Origin of the sequence: Actinomadura physcomitrii (genome assembly GCF_008923205.2) — a bacterium.
In the GTDB taxonomy this organism is placed as follows: domain Bacteria; phylum Actinomycetota; class Actinomycetes; order Streptosporangiales; family Streptosporangiaceae; genus Spirillospora; species Spirillospora physcomitrii.
The window spans coordinates 59,582-77,030 of record NZ_WBMS02000007.1 but is presented as its reverse complement, the minus strand read 5'-3'; the positions used below and the strand labels follow the sequence as shown (position 1 = coordinate 77,030).

At 68.1% G+C, this 17,449-nt stretch carries 15 protein-coding genes; 10 read left to right on the top strand and 5 right to left on the bottom strand.

All coding sequences use genetic code 11. The annotated features are described in order from the left end of the window. Positions 1 to 24 precede the first annotated feature (24 nt). Both F8568_RS10955 and F8568_RS10950 read right to left on the bottom strand, forming a co-directional pair. Positions 25 to 831 carry an enoyl-CoA hydratase/isomerase family protein gene (locus F8568_RS10955; RefSeq protein WP_151593422.1) on the bottom strand — a complete coding sequence of 269 codons (807 nt, stop codon included), beginning with the start codon at positions 829 to 831 and terminating at the stop codon, positions 25 to 27. A gap of 109 nt (positions 832 to 940) precedes the next feature. Next, positions 941 to 1,813: an alpha/beta fold hydrolase gene (locus F8568_RS10950; protein WP_151593421.1), complete on the bottom strand. Its 873-nt coding sequence runs from the start codon at positions 1,811 to 1,813 to the stop codon at positions 941 to 943. Between the two features lie 520 nt (positions 1,814 to 2,333). Between F8568_RS10950 and F8568_RS10945 the strand changes: the two genes are divergently transcribed. Next, positions 2,334 to 3,437, top strand: coding sequence for a YncE family protein (locus F8568_RS10945; RefSeq protein ID WP_151593420.1), 1,104 nt, complete (start codon positions 2,334 to 2,336; stop codon positions 3,435 to 3,437). Positions 3,438 to 3,723: 286 nt separating this feature from the next. Here F8568_RS10945 and F8568_RS10940 read toward each other — a convergent pair whose 3' ends face one another. Further along, positions 3,724 to 4,521: an SAM-dependent methyltransferase gene (locus F8568_RS10940; protein WP_151593419.1), complete on the bottom strand. Its 798-nt coding sequence runs from the start codon at positions 4,519 to 4,521 to the stop codon at positions 3,724 to 3,726. Between the two features lie 1,125 nt (positions 4,522 to 5,646). On the opposite strand from F8568_RS10940, the gene F8568_RS10935 reads away from it, so the two are divergent. Beyond that, entirely contained in the window at positions 5,647 to 5,832 is a 186-nt protein-coding gene (locus F8568_RS10935) for a Rossmann-fold NAD(P)-binding domain-containing protein (RefSeq protein ID WP_151593418.1), read from the top strand. A gap of 182 nt (positions 5,833 to 6,014) precedes the next feature. Here the strand turns inward: F8568_RS10935 and F8568_RS10930 are convergent, their stop codons facing one another. Next, entirely contained in the window at positions 6,015 to 6,779 is a 765-nt protein-coding gene (locus F8568_RS10930) for an SDR family NAD(P)-dependent oxidoreductase (protein ID WP_151593417.1), read from the bottom strand. A gap of 77 nt (positions 6,780 to 6,856) precedes the next feature. Between F8568_RS10930 and F8568_RS10925 the strand changes: the two genes are divergently transcribed. The 3 genes from F8568_RS10925 to F8568_RS10915 all read left to right on the top strand — a co-directional run bounded on the left by F8568_RS10925 (position 6,857) and on the right by F8568_RS10915 (position 10,080). Next, positions 6,857 to 7,906, top strand: a complete 1,050-nt coding sequence (locus F8568_RS10925; RefSeq protein WP_328600815.1) for a phosphotransferase family protein — start codon at positions 6,857 to 6,859, stop codon at positions 7,904 to 7,906. Positions 7,907 to 7,932: 26 nt separating this feature from the next. Continuing rightward, positions 7,933 to 9,159, top strand: a complete 1,227-nt coding sequence (locus F8568_RS10920) for an acyl-CoA dehydrogenase family protein (protein ID WP_151593415.1) — start codon at positions 7,933 to 7,935, stop codon at positions 9,157 to 9,159. Between the two features lie 159 nt (positions 9,160 to 9,318). Continuing rightward, positions 9,319 to 10,080 (top strand): SDR family NAD(P)-dependent oxidoreductase, encoded by a 762-nt coding sequence (locus F8568_RS10915; RefSeq protein WP_151593414.1) that lies wholly within the window; start codon positions 9,319 to 9,321, stop codon positions 10,078 to 10,080. A gap of 144 nt (positions 10,081 to 10,224) precedes the next feature. Here F8568_RS10915 and F8568_RS10910 read toward each other — a convergent pair whose 3' ends face one another. Then, entirely contained in the window at positions 10,225 to 10,989 is a 765-nt protein-coding gene (locus tag F8568_RS10910; protein ID WP_151593413.1) for a crotonase/enoyl-CoA hydratase family protein, read from the bottom strand. A gap of 289 nt (positions 10,990 to 11,278) precedes the next feature. Here F8568_RS10910 and F8568_RS10905 point away from each other — a divergent pair, with 289 nt between their 5' ends. The 5 genes from F8568_RS10905 (at position 11,279) to F8568_RS10885 (ending at position 17,419) form a co-directional block, all read left to right on the top strand. Then, on the top strand, positions 11,279 to 12,355 hold the full coding sequence (locus tag F8568_RS10905) for an acyl-CoA dehydrogenase family protein (protein WP_151593412.1): 1,077 nt from the start codon (positions 11,279 to 11,281) through the stop codon (positions 12,353 to 12,355). Between the two features lie 313 nt (positions 12,356 to 12,668). Next, positions 12,669 to 13,928: an ABC transporter substrate-binding protein gene (locus F8568_RS10900; RefSeq protein WP_151593411.1), complete on the top strand. Its 1,260-nt coding sequence runs from the start codon at positions 12,669 to 12,671 to the stop codon at positions 13,926 to 13,928. Then, positions 13,928 to 15,913 carry a branched-chain amino acid ABC transporter permease gene (locus tag F8568_RS10895; protein ID WP_236008647.1) on the top strand — a complete coding sequence of 662 codons (1,986 nt, stop codon included), beginning with the start codon at positions 13,928 to 13,930 and terminating at the stop codon, positions 15,911 to 15,913. Before F8568_RS10900 ends, F8568_RS10895 begins: the two co-directional genes overlap by 1 nt. Further along, complete coding sequence (locus F8568_RS10890; protein ID WP_151593409.1) at positions 15,891 to 16,658, top strand: ABC transporter ATP-binding protein; 768 nt, start codon at positions 15,891 to 15,893, stop codon at positions 16,656 to 16,658. Before F8568_RS10895 ends, F8568_RS10890 begins: the two co-directional genes overlap by 23 nt. Next, positions 16,655 to 17,419 (top strand): ABC transporter ATP-binding protein, encoded by a 765-nt coding sequence (locus F8568_RS10885; RefSeq protein WP_151593408.1) that lies wholly within the window; start codon positions 16,655 to 16,657, stop codon positions 17,417 to 17,419. The genes F8568_RS10890 and F8568_RS10885 overlap by 4 nt, the downstream gene beginning before the upstream one ends. Positions 17,420 to 17,449 lie beyond the last annotated feature (30 nt).

Below are 17,449 nucleotides of genomic sequence, written 5' to 3'. Positions count from 1 at the left end.
CAGCTGAGCGTGGGGGATCGTGCCTCACCGCTCTGACCAGCGCGGCGGACGCTTCTCGGCGAACGCGCGCGGTCCTTCCACGGCGTCGTCGCTCTTGATGAGCCGGGCATGGTATGACGCGGTCAGCGCCCACGCCTCAGCTTCAGGCAAGCGGGCCGTCTCGTAGACCGCGGCCTTGCTCATGCGAACCGAGAGCGGGGCGTTCTCCGCGATGATCGACGCCAGGCGTAGAGCGGTCGCGAGCACCTCCCCCTGCGGGGCAAGCGTGTTGACCAGGCCCCATTCATGGGCGGTCGGCGCGTCGATCGGCTCTCCGGTCAGCAGCATCTGCAGAGCACGCCGCTGCCCTACGACGTCCTGCAGACGGACCAGGCCTCCGCCGCTGGCGAGCAGGCCGCGTTTCACTTCGGGAAGGGCGAACCGGGCATGGGAGGCACTGACGACGAGGTCGCAACCCAGCATCAGCTCCAAGCCCCCGCCGTAGGCGAGTCCGTTGACCGCCGCGATGACCGGGGTGGCTATTCGCTGCTGCACCAGCCGTGTCACGACGCGCACCCCGCGGCCGGACCGAGTGCTGCTCGCGTCGATCTCCTTCAGATCACCGCCGGCGCAGAAGGCGCGCTCACCGGATCCGGTGATGACGATGGCCCGCACGTGCGGATCGGCGTCCGCCGCACTCAGGGCGTCTCCAAGCCGGTCGCCCAGAACGGTCGTGATCGCGTTCAGGGCATGCGGTCGGTTGATGGTGAGGACGCGGACGTGCTCGTGATCGGAAACGAGCAGCTCACCGTCCGCTCCGACTGCCGGGCCGAAGCCCTTGAGCTGATGCATGACCCTCAGCTTAGGTTAAATGATTAATCTATATTTAGGCCAGGTGTCGTTTCGGCGCATGACGACGTGGGGCGGTGCCTCATCCGTTGGACCACCGTGCTCTCCGCCGTCAGGCGAAGGCATCGAGCAGACGTGCCAGCTCAACAGGCCTGTCACCTTGGACCGAGTGGCCCGCGCCCTCCACGGTCTCGACTCGTGCATGAGGGACGCGGCGCGAGAACTGATCGACGTCGTCGGGGGAGACGACGCCGGAAAGCGAGCCCCGGACCAGCATCGTCGGCACCTTCACCGCCGCGAGGTCGTCCCAGAGTCCCTCGAAGGCGAGGCGGTCTCCCGGAGGCCGGAGGCGGTCGTACCGCCACTGCCACGTGCCGTCCTCGCGACGACCGGCGTTGTGCATGATCCCCCTGCGCAGCGAGCTGACCGACCTGCTCGGGTTGAAGCGGATCGTCCGTTCCAGCAGTTCATCCAGGGAAGCGAACGTCTCGGGGCCGTCGACGAACGCCGCGATGGGCGCGGCCTTCTCCAGGTTGACGCCCGGTGTCACGTCCACCACGACGAGCTTCCGCACTAGCGCAGGGTGCCGCGCCGCCAGGCGGATCGCCGTAAGGCCGCCCAGCGACATGCCTACGACCATTTCGGCCTCTGGAGCGAGGCGTTCGATGACCGTGGCGATCGCCTCGGCGTTGCGGACGGGCCAGTAATCCCGGTCCTCGCGCCAATCGGAGTGTCCATGCCCCGGCAGGTCGATGGCGATCAGCGGGCGGTTGAGAGCCAAGGCGACGGTGTCCCATGTGTGCGCGTTCTGCGCACCGCCGTGCAGCAGCACGGTGCGGGGCGCCCCATCACCCCAGATCAGGGCGCTCACGCGCTGGCCGGCACCGACATCGACGAACTCTCGCCGCACCGCCGGGCGTCCCGTCCAAGGCAGTCCTGCCTCCCGAGCGTTGTCCTCGAAGAATCCGAACTCGTTGTAGCGCATACACCTCACCTCATCACGGACCGGCTCAGTGGCGGAGTGTCATGGTGCCTGCCCCCGACGGTCGCGGTGTGCCCGAGGCGGCTTCTCGGCCGCGACCAGCAGCAGGCCGGCTTCGAATCGGCCGTGTCGTGTGCGCGGATGGCCCGCCATCTTCTGAACCGGACACGAGGCCTCCCTCGGCGACGCTCAGGATCTGGACAATATAACTCAATCATTCAACTGTCTATCTTTTTATTTGGATTCGTTCTTCCAGGTCAGGCTGCATGCGAGGGCGCCAGAACGGTCGGACGGGGGCGCTGACTCCATTGACACATCGGAGTCGCAGGCTTAGCTTCCCTGGCACACGGCGTCGGCACGACGAGGATGACCAGCACCCTCCGGGACCATCTCCGCCGCAGGCGCGATCGGCGAGCGTACGTCTCGTCCGGCCTGCCGCGTCATGAAGCCCATGAGAAACGAGTGGTCGAAACGCTCCTCGGCTCTGCCCTGCCGACGTCAACTTCGGTGATCGGAGGATCACGTGCGCAAGATCGGGAAACGGTCGGTTGCGGCGGTCTCGGCCGCCCTGGCGCTGGCCGGAGCGGGCACGGCCACCGCGGCAGCGTCAACGAGGACCACCGTCGCGACATCCGCACAGATCACGCCGGCGTGCCCGCCGGCGAGTCAGCTGGCCTCGACTGGATACTCGACCGGCTTCGGCGGCTACCTGTACGAGCTGGACCTCACGCGGCTGAAGGCGACCGGATCGATCTCCGGGCTGAACGGCCCATCCAACAGCTACGTCTCCAAGGACGGCAAGACCGTCTACATCGACAACTGGGGCGGCGGCACCGTCGAGGTGCTCAATGCCTGCACCCGGCAGATCGACAAGTCGGTCAACGTCAACGGGCCGGTGCTGGGTGCGATGAGCCGCGATGGCCGCTACCTGTACGAGGTGGGCTACCAGGGGCTCGGCGCGACCGGCCGGGACACGACGGTGTACGTGATCGACACCAGCTCGAACACGGTCGTGCGCACCTGGCCGGTGAAGGACTCGTTCGCGCTGACGCTCAGCCCCGACGGAAGGCGGGTGTACGTCGCCGGCGTCGATGACGTGTACGTCTTCGACACGGCCGGGAATCGGCTCGACACGCTTTCGACCGGGCATCTGCCCGAATGGCTGGCGGTCACGCCCGACGGGCGCACCCTCCTCTCGTCCAACTACGACGGGACGACGACCGCCACGAATATCGCTACCGGTGCCCGACTGGCCACGATCGACCACGGGGCCAAGAGCGCCCCCGAGTACGTCACCATCACCCCTGACGGCACGCAGGCCTGGGTGACGCTGGGCATCGGCGGGGTCGCGGTGATCTCTCTGGCCGACTACTCGTCCACGGTCGTGCCGACCAGTGGCATGGGGCTGACGGTGACCTTCTCCAACGACGGGAAGTTGGCCTACGTCAGCGAGGGCGGCCCGGACACGGTCAATGACGATGGCGTGGCCGCCACCGAGAAGGCGGTCTCCGGCACCTGGAAGACAGGCCCGGGCAACATCCGCGTCTTCTCGGTGGCCACCCACAAGGTGGTCACCACCATCCAGACCGCGCCGTTCCCCGGCAACGTGTCGCACCAACCTTCCTAGCGCACGCACTCTCCCTGGGCATCTTTCGGAACCGTCAGCGGGCATCGCGTGACGGCAGGTCCAGCGAGGCTCGAAAAGCGGACCCTCCGGTGCCGAGGCATGGTCGTCGAGATGCCGCCTCGGTGACCGTAAACGGGAGGCACAGCGCGGCGTCCTCTGCTGATGTGCGTCGGTTCACCCGCGGTCATCGTGCCTTCCCGCTCTGTCGGGCGGGAAGGCACGACTTTCGGGAATCGCGCGGTGGCGTCGCCGTCGTCCGAACAGCCGCGCAGAACCGGTGGTCCCTTCAGGCTCCGCGCTCTTTGCGTCCGACGCCGCAGTACACCCATCGAGTGCCGGCGCCGTCTCCGTCGTCGGGTCGCCACTGGCTCACCCAGACGACGCCTGGTTCCAGCAGCTCGAAGCCGCGGAACATGGCTTGAACTTCGTCTCGGCTACGGCCACGGATTCGCGCCGAGGCGTTGCGCCACGCGTCTTCGGTGGAGGAGCCATCCTCGGGGTGGCCGTCCGGCGTACCGTGGGAGATGACCAGTAGGCTCCCGGAGGCCATGGCCTCGTGGAACGCAGCGATCGTGTCCCGTACCTCCTCGTCTGTGGCGAAGTGAAGCACGGCGAGCATCAAAACGGCGACAGGCCGCCGGAAGTCGATCAGTTCCTGCAGGCGCGGATTACCAAGGATGGTTAGGGGTTCACGCAGATCCCCTTGGATCACGGTCGTGGTGTCGGACAGCGAAAGCAACGCTCGCGCGTGCGCCAGCACGATCGGGTCGTTGTCGACATAGACGGTGCGCGCCTCAGGAGCGCGGGACTGTGCGATCTCGTGGACGCTGCCCTGCGTCGGCAGCCCGGTGCCGACGTCGATGAATTGTCGGATCCCCGACTCGATCGCGAACCGTACGGCGCGCCCTAGAAAGGCTCGGTTCTCACGCGCGGCCAGCGGGATATCGGGACCGGCCTGCAGAGCGAGCTGAGCGGCGGCGCGATCGACGGCGAAGTTGTCCTTACCGCCGAGGAAGACATCGTAGATCCTTGCCGGGCTCGGAGTCTCCAGGTCGACACAGGGCGGAGCGCTCTCCTCTGTCATCCCGCCACCTTATATTCATCTAGCGATATTTGCTCTTGAGTTGAGAAGATCCGTGTCTCGTGTGCTGTCTCGATGCCCGGCTCGGTGTCGTCCACGCCGGAGGTGAGCCCGCCCAGCTGCCGGCAGATGCCGGAGGCGCCCAGCACGTTCGGAACTGGGGGAGTGGCCGAAGAGGCGTGCGTGGTAGGTGTGGACTGGCCACCCGAACCGGCCCGCCACCGGGGCGGCCGATCGTAAGCGAACGACTCGGGTCACCCCGCCACTACTCGGGTCACTCCGCCACATGCCGGGGCAATATGGCCGAATCCCCGCCGACTGCGGGTACATCGCGCGTCCCCCGACACGAACAATGATGCGACCCCCCGGCCGCCTTCGCATCAGAGGAGATCGTCATGGACGACCGAACATCAGCCGACATACTGTCACGTGCGTCACCGTGTATCCGTACCCACGGATCACCCACGAACTCAGGATCGGTCGGGCCATGCTCGTATGAGCAGGCTGGCGCTGTCCCTGCTTCTCGCACGGGAGCCAGTTTCGGGAGCCAACGCCTTCAGGCTCCCATCGACTTGCAGCGACTTTGCCAGGAAGTTTTTGCAGGTCAGAGGCTCCCCATCCGACTCGAATCGACCAAGATCGACTTCCCTTGATTGCTTCACACCGAAGAGGTCACTGGTTCGAACCCAGTATCGCCCACCCAGGTCACGGGCCACTCCAGTTGCAGCGGAGTGGTCTTCTGATCTTGGTGACTGACTAACTGCCTGACTCGCGCGGATACGCGGCATCGCGCTGGCATGAGGTTGCCCGCAGGGCCCACCGCTCTTCGGTGTATCCGGGGGCCTGGTTGAGCAACTGCGTTAGTGCACACCCCCAACTGGCGAAGGAGTCACTTGTCTCCTCCTGCAGAGCAGTTGAAGAAGGTAGCTCTGGAGCAGATCGAATCTGTAGAGCAACTCTTCATTGATCTCAAGCATCATGCCGAATATCTGGACTTCTCCGGCCAGACGAGCGAGTACGGTCTCCGCACGCAGTTCAATGCACGATGCCTTGCGACTCTAGAGCGAGGCGCTGCGGCAGGAGGCGCTCAAGTACGGAGTTCGGGTCACGGTCATCGAGCCCGGGATCGTGACCACTGAGATCGCTGATCACATCACCCATGACCGGGTCCGGGAGCAAGTCAAGGAGCACTACAGCTCGTTCGAGGTGCTCACCGCTGACGACGTGGCATCTGCGATCCTCTACTCCCTGGATAGGCCTTCACATGTCGCGGTTAACGAGCTCCTCATTCGGCTGGCACTTCAGCGTGAGTAGAATAACGGTGCCAATAGAGGCATCCATGAAAATGGCGTGCCCGTCCGTGCGGTCGCCGGGCATATCAGGGCCCTGACCGGACAATGTCGCTGCTTCTTCCGCAGAGCAGCCTGGAGCTGCGTGAGAACTTTAACGTGCCCTGGACGTGCCTCGGTGCGTCCAGGGCACGCCATTTAGCCGTGTCAGCGCGGGGCCATCCGGATGGCCCCGTCGATCCGGATGGTCTCGCCGTTGACGTAGGCGTTCTCGATAAGGAACTGCGCGGTCTGGGCGTATTCGTCGGTTGTCCCGAATCGCTGCGGGTTCGGAATGGACGCCGCCAGTGACTGCTTGACGTCGTCGCGCAGCGAGTCGAACAGGGGCGTGTCCATCAGGCCGGGTGCGATGGTGTTGACCCGGATGTGCTTGGAGGCCAGGTCGCGGGCCGCCACGATCGTCATGCCGACGACGCCGGCCTTGGAGGCGGTGTAGGCGATCTGGCCGATCTGGCCCTCGAACGCGGCCACCGACGCGGTCAGCACGATGGCGCCGCGTTCGCCGTCCACCGGCTCTCCGGCCGCCATGGCGGCGGCGCCCAGGCGGAGCGCGTTGTAGGAACCGATCAGGTTGACCCGGACGACCTGCTCGAATGCCGGAAGGTCACCCGGCTCGCCGTCGCGTCCGACGACACGGATGGCGTGGCCGATGCCGGCGCAGTGCACTAGAGCACGGAGCGGGCCGGCCTCGCGGGCCACCTCGATGGCGGCATGCAGTTGCTGCTCCGACGTGACGTCCGTGGGCACGAACCGCACGTTGTCCCCGAGTTCGTCCGCGACCTGCGCGCCGCGTGAACGGGGCAGGTCGGCGATGACCACGCGGGCTCCGGCCTTCGCCAGCCGGGTGGCCGTACCGAGGCCGAGGCCGGACGCCCCGCCTGTGACCAGTGTGCTGATGCCTTCGACGCGCATGTAGTGCCTCCCTGGATGTCGACATCTGGTTCACATAGGATACTTCGTGAACTATGTTGCCTTGGAGGGTGGGTGATGTGACCGAAGATCCGCTGGTCCAAGGGCTCGGCGCGCTGAGCGTCTACCTGGACCGCGTGCTGGACGGCGGGCTGCGAGGAGACCTGACGGCGTCGTTGATCGGCGGCGGCCGCTCCAACCCGACCTACCGGCTCGCAGATGACGAGCGTGTGTGGGTGCTGCGCCGGCCGCCGTACGGACACCTGCTGCCCAGCGCGCACGACATGAAGCGCGAGTACACGGTGATCCGGGCTCTTGCAGGCAGTACCGTCCCGGTCCCAGAGGCAGTCCACCTCTGCGAGGACGCGTCGGTCATAGGGGCCCCCTTCTATCTGATGAGCCTGGTCGACGGCGTCCCCGTCGGGACGCTGGAACAGGCCTCTGCCCTCACTCCGGACGAACGCCGGCAACTGGGCTTCGCCCTTGTCGACACTCTCGCCGACCTTCATTGCCTAGAGCCCGCGGAAGTAGGACTCGGCGGCTTCGGGCGGCCGGATGGCTACCTCGCGCGCCAGCTCGACCGCTGGGCGCGCCAGTGGGAGGCGTCCCGAGGCGCGGACAGGCCGGAGGTGGCGATACTGCTCGGAAAACTGCGTCGTGCCCTTCCGGAGACGCGCCGTTCGGGAATCGTCCATGGCGACGTCAAGCTCGACAACGTGCTCGTGTCCGCGCGCGACCCTGCCCGCATCGTCGCGCTGCTCGACTGGGAGATGGCGACGCTCGGCGACACGCTCGCGGACGTCGGGATCATGCTGAGCTTCTGGGACGTCCCGGGGGCCGAGCCCAATCCCATCACCCGGGGGTTGGCCACACTCGACGGTTTCCCCAGCCGTGGCGAGATGGTCGGGCGGTACGCCGACCGATGTGGCATCGAGCGGCCAGAAACCGACTGGTACACCATTTTCGCCGATTTCAAGGTCGCCGTGATCCTGGAGGGCATCCGTGCCCGCCATGCAGGTGGCGCGACGGTCGGCCAAGGCTTCGACGGCATCGCCGAGATGGTTGAGCCATTGCTGCATCGCGCGCTCGAGCTCGCCGCCGAGTCCAACCATCCCGAACTACGCCGCTAGACGATCATCAAACTGGAGAGAACTCAATGGATTTCGAGTACGGGCCCAAGGTCATGGCCCTGCGGGAGAAGCTCATCTCCTTCATGCAAGAACGAGTGCTTCCGGCCGAGCCGGTCTTCGAGCGGCAGCTCCAGGACGACCCCGGCCGCTGGGGCGCGCCCCCGATCATGGCGGAGCTGAAAGATGCGGCCAAGGCCGCCGGTCTGTGGAATCTCTTCCTCCGTCAGGAAGGTGGCCAGGGTCTCACCAACCTTGAGTACGCCCCGCTCGCCGAGCTGACGGGCTGGAGCCCCGCCATCGCACCCGAGGCGCTCAACTGCTCGCCGCCCGACACGGGCAACATGGAACTGCTGACCCGTTACGGTACGCCCGATCAGCGAAACGAATGGCTCGTTCCCTTGCTCGACGGCGCGATCCGGTCCTGCTTCTCGATGACCGAACCCGACGTCGCCAGCTCCGACGCGAACAACGTCCGGTTGGAGATCCTCGACGAGGGCGACGCATGGGTTCTCAACGGCCGTAAATGGTGGTCGACCGCCGCACTGCGTGAGGACTGCCGAGTTGCGCTGGTCATGGGTGTGACCGATCCGGATGCTCCCGTCGGCCGCAGGCACAGCATCGTGCTGGTGCCGACGGATACTCCCGGCATGACCCGGACCCGGTCGACGATGGTGCTCGGCTTCGACGACCGGCACGAAGGCGGGCACGGCGAGATCGTGTTCGACGGCGTCCGCGTGCCGAAGGAGAACCTGCTCGGTCCGCGCGGCGGCGGTTTCGCAGTCGCCCAAGCGCGTCTGGGGCCCGGCCGGATCCATCACTGCATGAGGCTGATCGGCATGGGGGAGCGGGCCATAGCTCTAATGACCGAACGGGCTCGCACCCGCGTCGCGTTCGGCCGGCCCCTGGCCGACGAGGGGGTGGTGCAGGCGACCGTCGCCGACGCGCGAATCCGCCTCGATGCCGCGCGCCTCATGGTCCTGCGCGCGGCCTGGCGGATGGACGTGGACGGCCCCAAGGCCGCCCGGCACGACATCGCGGCCGCGAAGGTCATGACGCCCTTGACGGTCAAGCACCTCGTGGACGAGGCCATCCAGATCTTCGGCGGCGCCGGTCTCTCGCAGGACACCCCTCTGGCGATGCTGTTCGCGCAGGCACGGTATCTGCAGATCGCCGACGGTCCTGATCAGGTGCATCGCCGTTCGATCGCCCGAGCCGAGTTCGCCTCCGACCCGGTACTGAAGAAGATCGGCTGACGCACCCGTGCCATGCCGAGTCGCGGTGCAGGACATCGCCCGCTCTGCGCCCCCGGAACACGATCGGCACGGATACTTGTCAGGGGACGCTTACGACCCCGCCGCGAAACAGGACGGTGCTCGCCGCACGGGTCCTGATGAAGGAGTGAAGGAGTTTCCATGAGTTCTCTCGCCGGCCGTACGGCCCTGGTCACCGGCGGCGGCCGGGGGATCGGTCGCGCGATCGCGCTGGCCCTCGCCGCCGGCGGCGCCCGGGTCGCGATCGCCTACCGGCGCGACGAGGAGGCCGCCCGCAAGACCGTCGCCGACATCGAGGCCGCCGGCGCGCACGGCCGCGCCTTCCAGGCGTCCGTCGACTCCCTCGACGCCTGCCGGGCGCTCGCCGCGGCGGTCGAGGAGGAGCTCGGCGGGCTGGACATCCTCGTGCACAGCGCCGGGATCGCCAGCCGCGGCGACAGCGTGGCCGACACCGATCCCGCCGAGCTGGAGCGGGTGCTGCGCGTGCACGCCTTCGGCCCGCACCACCTCAGCCAGGCGCTGATCCCGCTGCTGCGGCGCGCCGAACGCAGCGACATCGTGTTCGTGTCCAGCGTGGTCACCGACCTGTTGCACCCCAACTCGGGCCCCTACGCGATGGGCAAGGCGGCCCAGGAGGCGCTGGCGCAGGTGCTGGCGAAGGAGGAGCGCGCCAACGGCATGCACGTCAACGTGGTCGCGCCAGGCGTCGTGGACACCGACATGGGGCGGCGGCTGGTGCGCGCCACGATGGGGGTCGACGACATCCGCCAGGTGGACGCAGCCTTCCCCTACGGCCACGTCTGCACGCCCGAGGAGGTCGCCGAGGTCGTCCGGTTCCTGGTGTCGGACGGCGCGTCCTACCTGACCGGGCAGCGCATCGTCATCGACGGCGGCACCTTCTAGGGCATGTCCAGGTCCGGTGCGTGAGGTTTCCTCTGGCCGGCCCGCAGCGTCTCCGCGGCGGTCAAGGTCTGGCGGGTGCCGGGGGTGGCGAGTGGAGGAGCGCGGTCGGACGCCCGGAAGCGGATCATCCGACCCCGCTTGCCTTTACTCGCCGCGCCAGACGGGCGGGCGCTTCTCGGCGAAGGCGGTGGCGCCTTCACGGGCGTCGTGCGAGGTGAAGATCGGCCGGATCAGTTCCTCCTGCCGCTCGAACGCCTCGTCCGAGGACCAGTCGGCGGAGGCGACGATGACCTCCTTGGTCGTGGAGACCGCGAGGGGTGCGTTCGCGGCGATGCGGGCGGCCAGGTCCCGGGCGGCGTCCAGGGCTTTGCCGTTCGGGGCCACCTCGACCACCAGGCCGTACTTCTCCGCGTCCGAGGCTGAGAGGAACTCACCGGTCAGCGCCAGCTTCATGGCGACGGCGTAAGGGAGACGCCGGGGCAGCCGGATCAGGCCGCCGGCGCCGGCCACCAGGCCTCGCTTGACTTCGGGGATGCCGAACTTGGCGTCCTCTGCCGCGACGATCAGGTCGCAGGCCAGCGCCACTTCGCAACCACCCGCAAGAGCGTAGCCCTCCACGGCGGCGATCACCGGCTTCCGCGGGGGGCGCAGGGTGATGCCCGCGAGACCGCGGCCGGGGACCGTGACGTTCTCACCGGCGACGAATGCCTTGAGGTCCATACCGGAGCAGAACGTGCCGCCGGCGCCGGTGATCACAGCCGCGGTGAGGTCCCTGCGCGATTCGAATTCGTCCAGCGCGGCGGCGATTCCGTCGCTGACGGCCCGGTTCACGGCGTTGCGTGCCTGGGGCCGGTTGATGGTGATCACGGTGACGCCGTCGGCGTGTTCCACCAGCACTTCGTCTGACATGACATACCTCTTCTGATCTGGGTGATCGTTAAGTTAGGCGGGATTGGAATCGCCGGGGAAGGAGGCTCCGAGCGGCCCGGCGGTCCGATCACATTCGACGACGGTCAGCGCGAGATGAAGACCTCGCAGGCCGCGGCATGCAGGACGGCCACGCCGGGGCGGCGTCGTACGGGGACGGTCATGGCGCCAGGCTCCCTGTTGGACATCCGGGCGGCCCGTGCATGGGACGCCCCGTTCATGCTGACATAGAATACTTCGTAAACTATGTAGGGTGGGAAGGGAGTGGGGCATGGAACTCGTCATCACCGATGAGCAGGCGGCTCTCGTCGAGGCGGTGCGTCAGTGGCTGGAGGCCACATCGGCCCTGGAGGACGCCCGTTCGGGGGACTCCGGCCGTAGCCGAGTCCGCCGAGAAGGTCTCGGTGCCGCGGCGGCCATGGGTCTGCTCTCGCTGCTGCGCTCCGGCGAGGGCGGGACCCATGCCGACCTGGCGCTGGTCGTCGAAGAGGTCGGACGCGCGGCGACGCCGTTGCCGATCGGGCAGTCCGCGCTGGTGTGCCGGGCGCTGGACGACGCGGGCATCGCCGCGGACGCGACCGCGGGAATCGCCGAAGGTAAGGTCGTCGCGGTCCCCGCTCAACCAGAACCGGGTGAGAAGTGCGTCGCCGGGCTGGAGCAGGCCGATGGCGCGCTGTCCCTGAGCGGTCGCGTGCCTCTGGTCGTCGGGGGCCTGGCCGCGGAGTTGTTCCTGGTGCCCGCCGTAGCGGCGGACGGCTCCCATGTGCTTGCCCTGGTCCCGGCCGCCTCCGACGGGTTGTCTCGTATCGCTCGGACGACCCTCGACCTCACCCGCGACTTCGCATCCGTTGTCCTCGACGGCGTGCGGGTTCCGGCTGGCTCATGGGCGAAGACGGAGGATGACGCCGCCGAAGCCATGGCCGACGCGCTCGCTCTGCACCATGCGGCGGACGCCGTCGGGGCGGCGGAGCGCCTCCTGGAGATGACCGTCCAGTACGTCCAGGAGCGCCAGCAGTTCGGGCGCGCGATCGGGAGCTTCCAGGCGGTCAAGCACCATTGCGCGACCATGGCACTGGACGTGGAATGCGCCCGCATCACCGTCAGAGCCGCCGCGCAGACCCTCGATTCGGCCGGCCGGGCCGCTCGCCGAACGCAGGTGTCGTCAGCGGCGTCCTTCGCCGGCGAGGCATGCTCGCGCGTCGCCGGCACGGCGCTGCAACTGCACGGTGGAATGGGCTTCACCTGGGAACACGATCTGCACCTGCTGTTGCGGCGCGTGAAGACCGGCGAGCTGCTCGGTGGATCTCCGCGCCATCACCGAGCCCGGCTCTTCGACCTGGTCGCCTGAGGTCACCGCCGCTTAGCGCGTCCTGAACAGGTCATTTCCCGAGATTCGCCTTCCCCGGGGCCCGTCACTCATGGCGGGCCTCACTCATGTCCAGGGTGCATGCCGGGGTCACTGCATCCGTGCAGCTAGATCGGGTGATCGCGTCGGCCTGGTGGTCAAGGAGCGGCGTCGGGTACGACCGCGCACCCGCCGCGCTTGGCGCGCCGGCGTGCGCGTATACCGCGAAAAGTGGTCTCTGTCACCCTCTTGTTCTCTCGGGGCGTCCGTCGCATACTCCTTCCAATCCAAGTTGACCTAGTTAACGGAGTTGCTCATGTCTCGAGTCTTCGGCGCCCCACCCCGGCCGTCGACCGGCAGGGTCGCCGCCGCGGCTCTGGCCATCGCCGCGCTGGCGTTGACCGCCGCCTGCGGCGACAACGGCGGCAAGAGCGGCTCGTCCGGCTCCGGTGACGACGCGGCGATCGAGCTGCCGACGAACAAGGCGACCGGCGCACCGATCACGGTCGGCCTGATCAATGACGACACGAGTCCCCTGGGCAGCTATGCCGAGATCAGCAAGGCTGCGCGCGCCGCCGTCTCGTACATCAACGACAGCCTCGGCGGTGTGAAGGGCCGCCCGCTCAAGCTGGCGGTCTGTACACCCAACGGATCCGCCGCGGCCTCGGCCAACTGCGCCGCCGAACTGCTGCGGCAGAAGCCCGCCGCGGTGGTCGGGGGTCTCGATCTCGGTGCGGACGGGTCCGTCCCGGCGCTGGCCAAGGCCGGGATACCGTACGTGCCGTCCAGCCCGATCGGCGCGGTCGAGTTCACCTCCCCGAACTCCTTCTCGATGCTGGCCGGCGCGCCCGGATCGGTGAGCGCGGGCTCGGTGTACGTCGCCGACAAGCTGAAGCCGAAGAAGGTCGCGGTGATGTTCAACGACAATCCGCAGGCTCGGCTCGCGGCACAGGGGTACGTCCAGAAGGTCCTTCAGGCCAAGGGCGTCACGAACATCGCCATGGTCGCCTTCGGTAACAACGAGACCGACCTGACCGGCCCCGTCAGCCAGGCCATGAAGGGCGGCACCGATGTGGTGATCGGCATCATGCAGGGCAGCGGCTGTGCCAACGTCATCAAGGCCAAGCAGTCGCTCGGTAGCACCGCCAAATTCCTGTTCCCGGGCTCGTGCGCGGACCCGCAGGTGCTCAAGGCGGCCGGGCCGGGGGCGGAGGGCACCTACTATGCCGTCCAGCAGCTCCTGCCGGGTTCGGGCGACCCCGAGGTCAAGGCGTTCGAGGCGGCGCTCGCCAAGTACGACAAATCCATTCCCGAGTCCGGTTTCGCGCAGGGAGCGTTCGGGACGGTCGTGACGCTGTCCGAGGTGATGGCCACCGCCTCCGCGCCGGACCAGCCCAAGGCGGTCACGGAAGCGCTGAAGAAGACCGCGAGCCTGAGGTCCTTCATGGGCCCGACGGTCACCTGTGACGGCAAGCAGCTCGCGGGTCTCAGCGCGTTCTGCACCAAGCAGGCGCGCATCGCCCAGTACAAGAACGGCAAGCTGGTCGACACCGGCGGCGAATGGTTCTCCGCGTGATGGGGGATTTCCTGCAGTTCGCCATCCTGGGCCTGGGCGCCGGCACCGTCTACGCGGCGCTCGGGACCGGGGTGGTGCTCACCTACCAGGCGGCCGGCGTGGTCAATGTCGCGCTCGGCGCTCTGGCCATGTACGTGACGTTCACCTACGCGTTCCTCGAGAACGAGGGGCGGCTCGTCCTTCCGGTCGGCGGCATCCGGATGGCCGGGCTGCCCGTCGTGGTGGAGATCCTGCTCGCCTTGGCCGTGGCCGCCGTCCTCGGCCTGCTTGCCTACGCGCTGGTGTTCCGTCCGCTGCGGACGGCGTCCGGCCTGCTGAAGCTGGTCGCCACAGTGGGCGTGACGGTCCTGCTCCAGGCACTCGCGGTTCTGCGGTTCTCGACCAGCGCAAGCACGGTGCCGACGATCCTTCCGGACAAGCCGGTCCAGGTCGCCGGCGCGACCATCCCGCGCGACCGGCTCTACCTGGCGGCGATCGTCATCGTGGTGGCGGCGCTGCTCTGGGCCTTCACCCGGTTCACCCGGACCGGCGTGGCGATGCGCGCCGTCGCCGAGGACGAGCGGGCGGCGACGTTGCTGGGGCATTCGCCGGAACGGCTCTCGGCGCTGGCCTGGATCTGCGCGTGTGTCGTCGCGGGCCTGTTCGGAATTCTCGCCGGCCCTGTCACCGGGCTCGATCCGGTGACGAACAGCCTGTTCGTGGTGCCGGCTCTGGCGGTCGCGCTCGTCGGGCGGCTCCGGTCGTTCGGGGCCACGGTCACCGCCGGCATCGTGCTGGGGATGCTCCAAGGCGTTCTGCTGAAGCTCCAGCAAGACTGGTCGTGGCTGCCGCAGGTCGGGTTGCGCGAAGCGCTGCCCTTCGTGGTGATCGTGGTCGCACTGGTCGTCCTCGGCGCACGCCTGCCTACGCGCGGCACCGCCGAGGAGGCACGGCTGCCGAAAGTGCCGCGCACCCCGCCGCGTCCCCTGTCGGTCACCGCAGCCGTCGTGGTCGCCGTGATCCTGACGATCGTGCTCACCGGCCCGTACCGGACGGCGCTGACCACGTCGATCGTCGCGACGCTCGTGTGTCTGAGCATCGTCGTCCTCACCGGGATGCTCGGGCAGATCTCACTGGCGCAGATGACGTTCGCGGGTGCGGCGGGTTTCGTGCTCAGCAATCTCACAACGCGTGCGCACATTCCCTTCCCCGTCGCGCCACTGCTCGCCATCGTCGTGGCGGTGGCCGTCGGTGTCCTGGTGGCGATCCCGGCCCTGCGCATTCGCGGCGTCACCCTGGGCGTGGTGACGCTGGGGCTCGGCATGGCGGTCAACGAATTCGTCTTCAAGAACCCGGACTGGACGGGCGGGCTCGGTGGCAGCAGGGTGCCCGAGGCGTCGCTGTTCGGCCTCGGGCTCGGGGGCTCCGGTGACCTCAGCTTCGCGCTGTTCGCGCTCGCCGTCGTCACCGTCCTGGCGCTCGCCGTGCTCTGGCTGCGGCGGACGCGCCTCGGAGGGCAGATGCTCGTCGTGCGCGCCAACGAGCGGGCGGCCGCGGCGGCGGGTGTGAACGTCGCCGGCGTCAAACTCGCGGGGTTCGGGATCGCGGCAGGTCTGGCCGGAACGGCCGGGACGCTTCTGGGCTACCAGCAGCAGAGCCTGTCGTTCCAGGACTTCGACGTGTTCGTGTCGCTCACCTATGTCGCCGTCGTCTACCTCGCCGGCATCAGCCGCGTTTCCGGGGCGGTCATCGCGGGTGTCCTCGCTCCTGGCGGCCTGCTGTTCTACGCGCTGGACAAGTGGATCCACCTCGGCAAGTACAGCGCGCTGGTCAGTGCCATCGGCTTGATCGCAGCGCTCGTCACCACGCCGGGCGGGGTCGCCGGGCGGCTGGAAGAGCAGGCGCAGTGGCTCGGGAAGAGGCTGCGGAGCGGTGGAACGCGGCCAGGAGCCGCGTCCGGGAACGGGAACGAGGAGGGCGCGCATGTCGTCGCTGGAAGTTCGTGAGCTGAGCGTCACCTTCGGTGGCGTTCGCGCTGTCGACACCGTCACCCTCAAGGCCGAAGCAGGAAAGCTGACCGGCCTGATCGGGCCCAACGGCGCCGGAAAGACCACTCTCCTGGACGCCTGCACCGGCTTCGTGCCCTCACGCGGTGAAGTGCGACTAGCCGGTGAACGCATCGACCGGTCGCCCGCCTACCGGCGCGCTCGCCGGGGGCTCATCCGGACGTTCCAGACCCTCGACCTGTTCGACGACCTGACAGTGGGGGACAATGTCGCCGCCGGTACGCCACCGGAGGGGCGCCGCCGCTGGTGGCATCAACTGCGCTCCATGCCGAGTGCCACCTCGGCCGCTGTCCGCGAGGCGCTGGAGGCCGTCGGCCTGGACGGCTGCGCCGCCTTGTTCCCCGGTCAGCTCAGCCAGGGCCAGCGCAGTCTGGTCTCCCTGGCCCGCGCCCTGGTCGCGCGGCCCGATGTCCTGCTACTGGACGAACCCGCCGCCGGCCTCGACTCGCACGAGAGCGACGAACTCGGCGAACGCCTGGCCGCGATTCGCGACAAGGGCACCACCATCCTGCTCGTCGAGCACGATATGGGTCTCGTCCTCGGACACTGCGATCACGTTCACGTCCTTGACGGCGGCCGGATGCTCGCGTCGGGCACTCCCGGCCAGATCCGGGAGAACCCGGTTGTGCGGGCGGCCTACCTGGGCGAAGCCACCGAAGCGGCAGAGGAGGGGATCGCCAGGTGAAGATCTTGGAAACCCGCGGTCTCAGCGTCGGCCATGGTGCCACGACCGTCGCACGCGATCTCGACCTCGAGGTGGCGGCGGGGGAGATCGTCGGGATCTTCGGACCGAACGGGGCAGGGAAGACCACCGCCCTGCTCACCCTGGCCGGCTGCCTGCCCGCCCACGGGGGCACGGTCACGGCCCTCGGCTCCTCCGTGGGACGTTCGACGGATGCTCGCGCCCTGGCCCGTCGGGGTGTCAGGCTCGTCCCAGAGGACCGCGGGCTGTTCCGCCAGCTCACGGTGCGGGAGAACCTCATCCTCGGCCTTCCCGGCCGGCGCGCCGGCAAGAGCGCCTTGGACGAGACGCTCGACGCGTTGCCGAAGCTGCGGGCGCTGCTGCCACGCCGCGCCGGCCTGCTGTCGGGCGGGGAACAGCAGCAACTCGCACTCGCGCGCGCCCTCCTCGGCCGCCCGAAACTGCTGCTCGTCGACGAGATGTCGCAAGGACTGGCGCCGACCATCGCGATGGGGCTGCTGCGGATGCTCAAAGACCAGGCCGCCGAGCACGGGACGTCCGTTCTGCTCGTGGAGCAGCACGTCCCGATGGCCCTGGACGTCGTCGATCGCGCCTACGTGTTCGGGCACGGAAGGATCATGTTCTCCGGAACGGCCTCCGAGCTGGCCGGTTCACCGGACCTTCTCGCCGCCGTCTATCTGGGTGCTGACAGCAAGGCAGCGAGGGGCCCCGCCGGAGGGTCGTCACTTAACCCGAACGAGTGACCAAGACGAAAGGAAATCGGCAGTTGAGGA

Excerpts from the sequence above, each read along its gene's own strand:
- F8568_RS10955 (WP_151593422.1), bottom strand. The coding sequence starts at position 831 with ATGCATCAGCTCAAGGGCTTCGGCCCGGCAGTCGGAGCGGACGGTGAG.
- F8568_RS10950 (WP_151593421.1), bottom strand. The coding sequence starts at position 1,813 with ATGCGCTACAACGAGTTCGGATTCTTCGAGGACAACGCTCGGGAGGCA.
- F8568_RS10940 (WP_151593419.1), bottom strand. The coding sequence starts at position 4,521 with ATGACAGAGGAGAGCGCTCCGCCCTGTGTCGACCTGGAGACTCCGAGC.
- F8568_RS10930 (WP_151593417.1), bottom strand. The coding sequence starts at position 6,779 with ATGCGCGTCGAAGGCATCAGCACACTGGTCACAGGCGGGGCGTCCGGC.
- F8568_RS10920 (WP_151593415.1), top strand. The coding sequence starts at position 7,933 with ATGGATTTCGAGTACGGGCCCAAGGTCATGGCCCTGCGGGAGAAGCTC.
- F8568_RS10915 (WP_151593414.1), top strand. The coding sequence starts at position 9,319 with ATGAGTTCTCTCGCCGGCCGTACGGCCCTGGTCACCGGCGGCGGCCGG.
- F8568_RS10910 (WP_151593413.1), bottom strand. The coding sequence starts at position 10,989 with ATGTCAGACGAAGTGCTGGTGGAACACGCCGACGGCGTCACCGTGATC.
- F8568_RS10905 (WP_151593412.1), top strand. The coding sequence starts at position 11,279 with ATGGAACTCGTCATCACCGATGAGCAGGCGGCTCTCGTCGAGGCGGTG.
- F8568_RS10900 (WP_151593411.1), top strand. The coding sequence starts at position 12,669 with ATGTCTCGAGTCTTCGGCGCCCCACCCCGGCCGTCGACCGGCAGGGTC.
- F8568_RS10895 (WP_236008647.1), top strand. The coding sequence starts at position 13,928 with ATGGGGGATTTCCTGCAGTTCGCCATCCTGGGCCTGGGCGCCGGCACC.
- F8568_RS10890 (WP_151593409.1), top strand. The coding sequence starts at position 15,891 with ATGTCGTCGCTGGAAGTTCGTGAGCTGAGCGTCACCTTCGGTGGCGTT.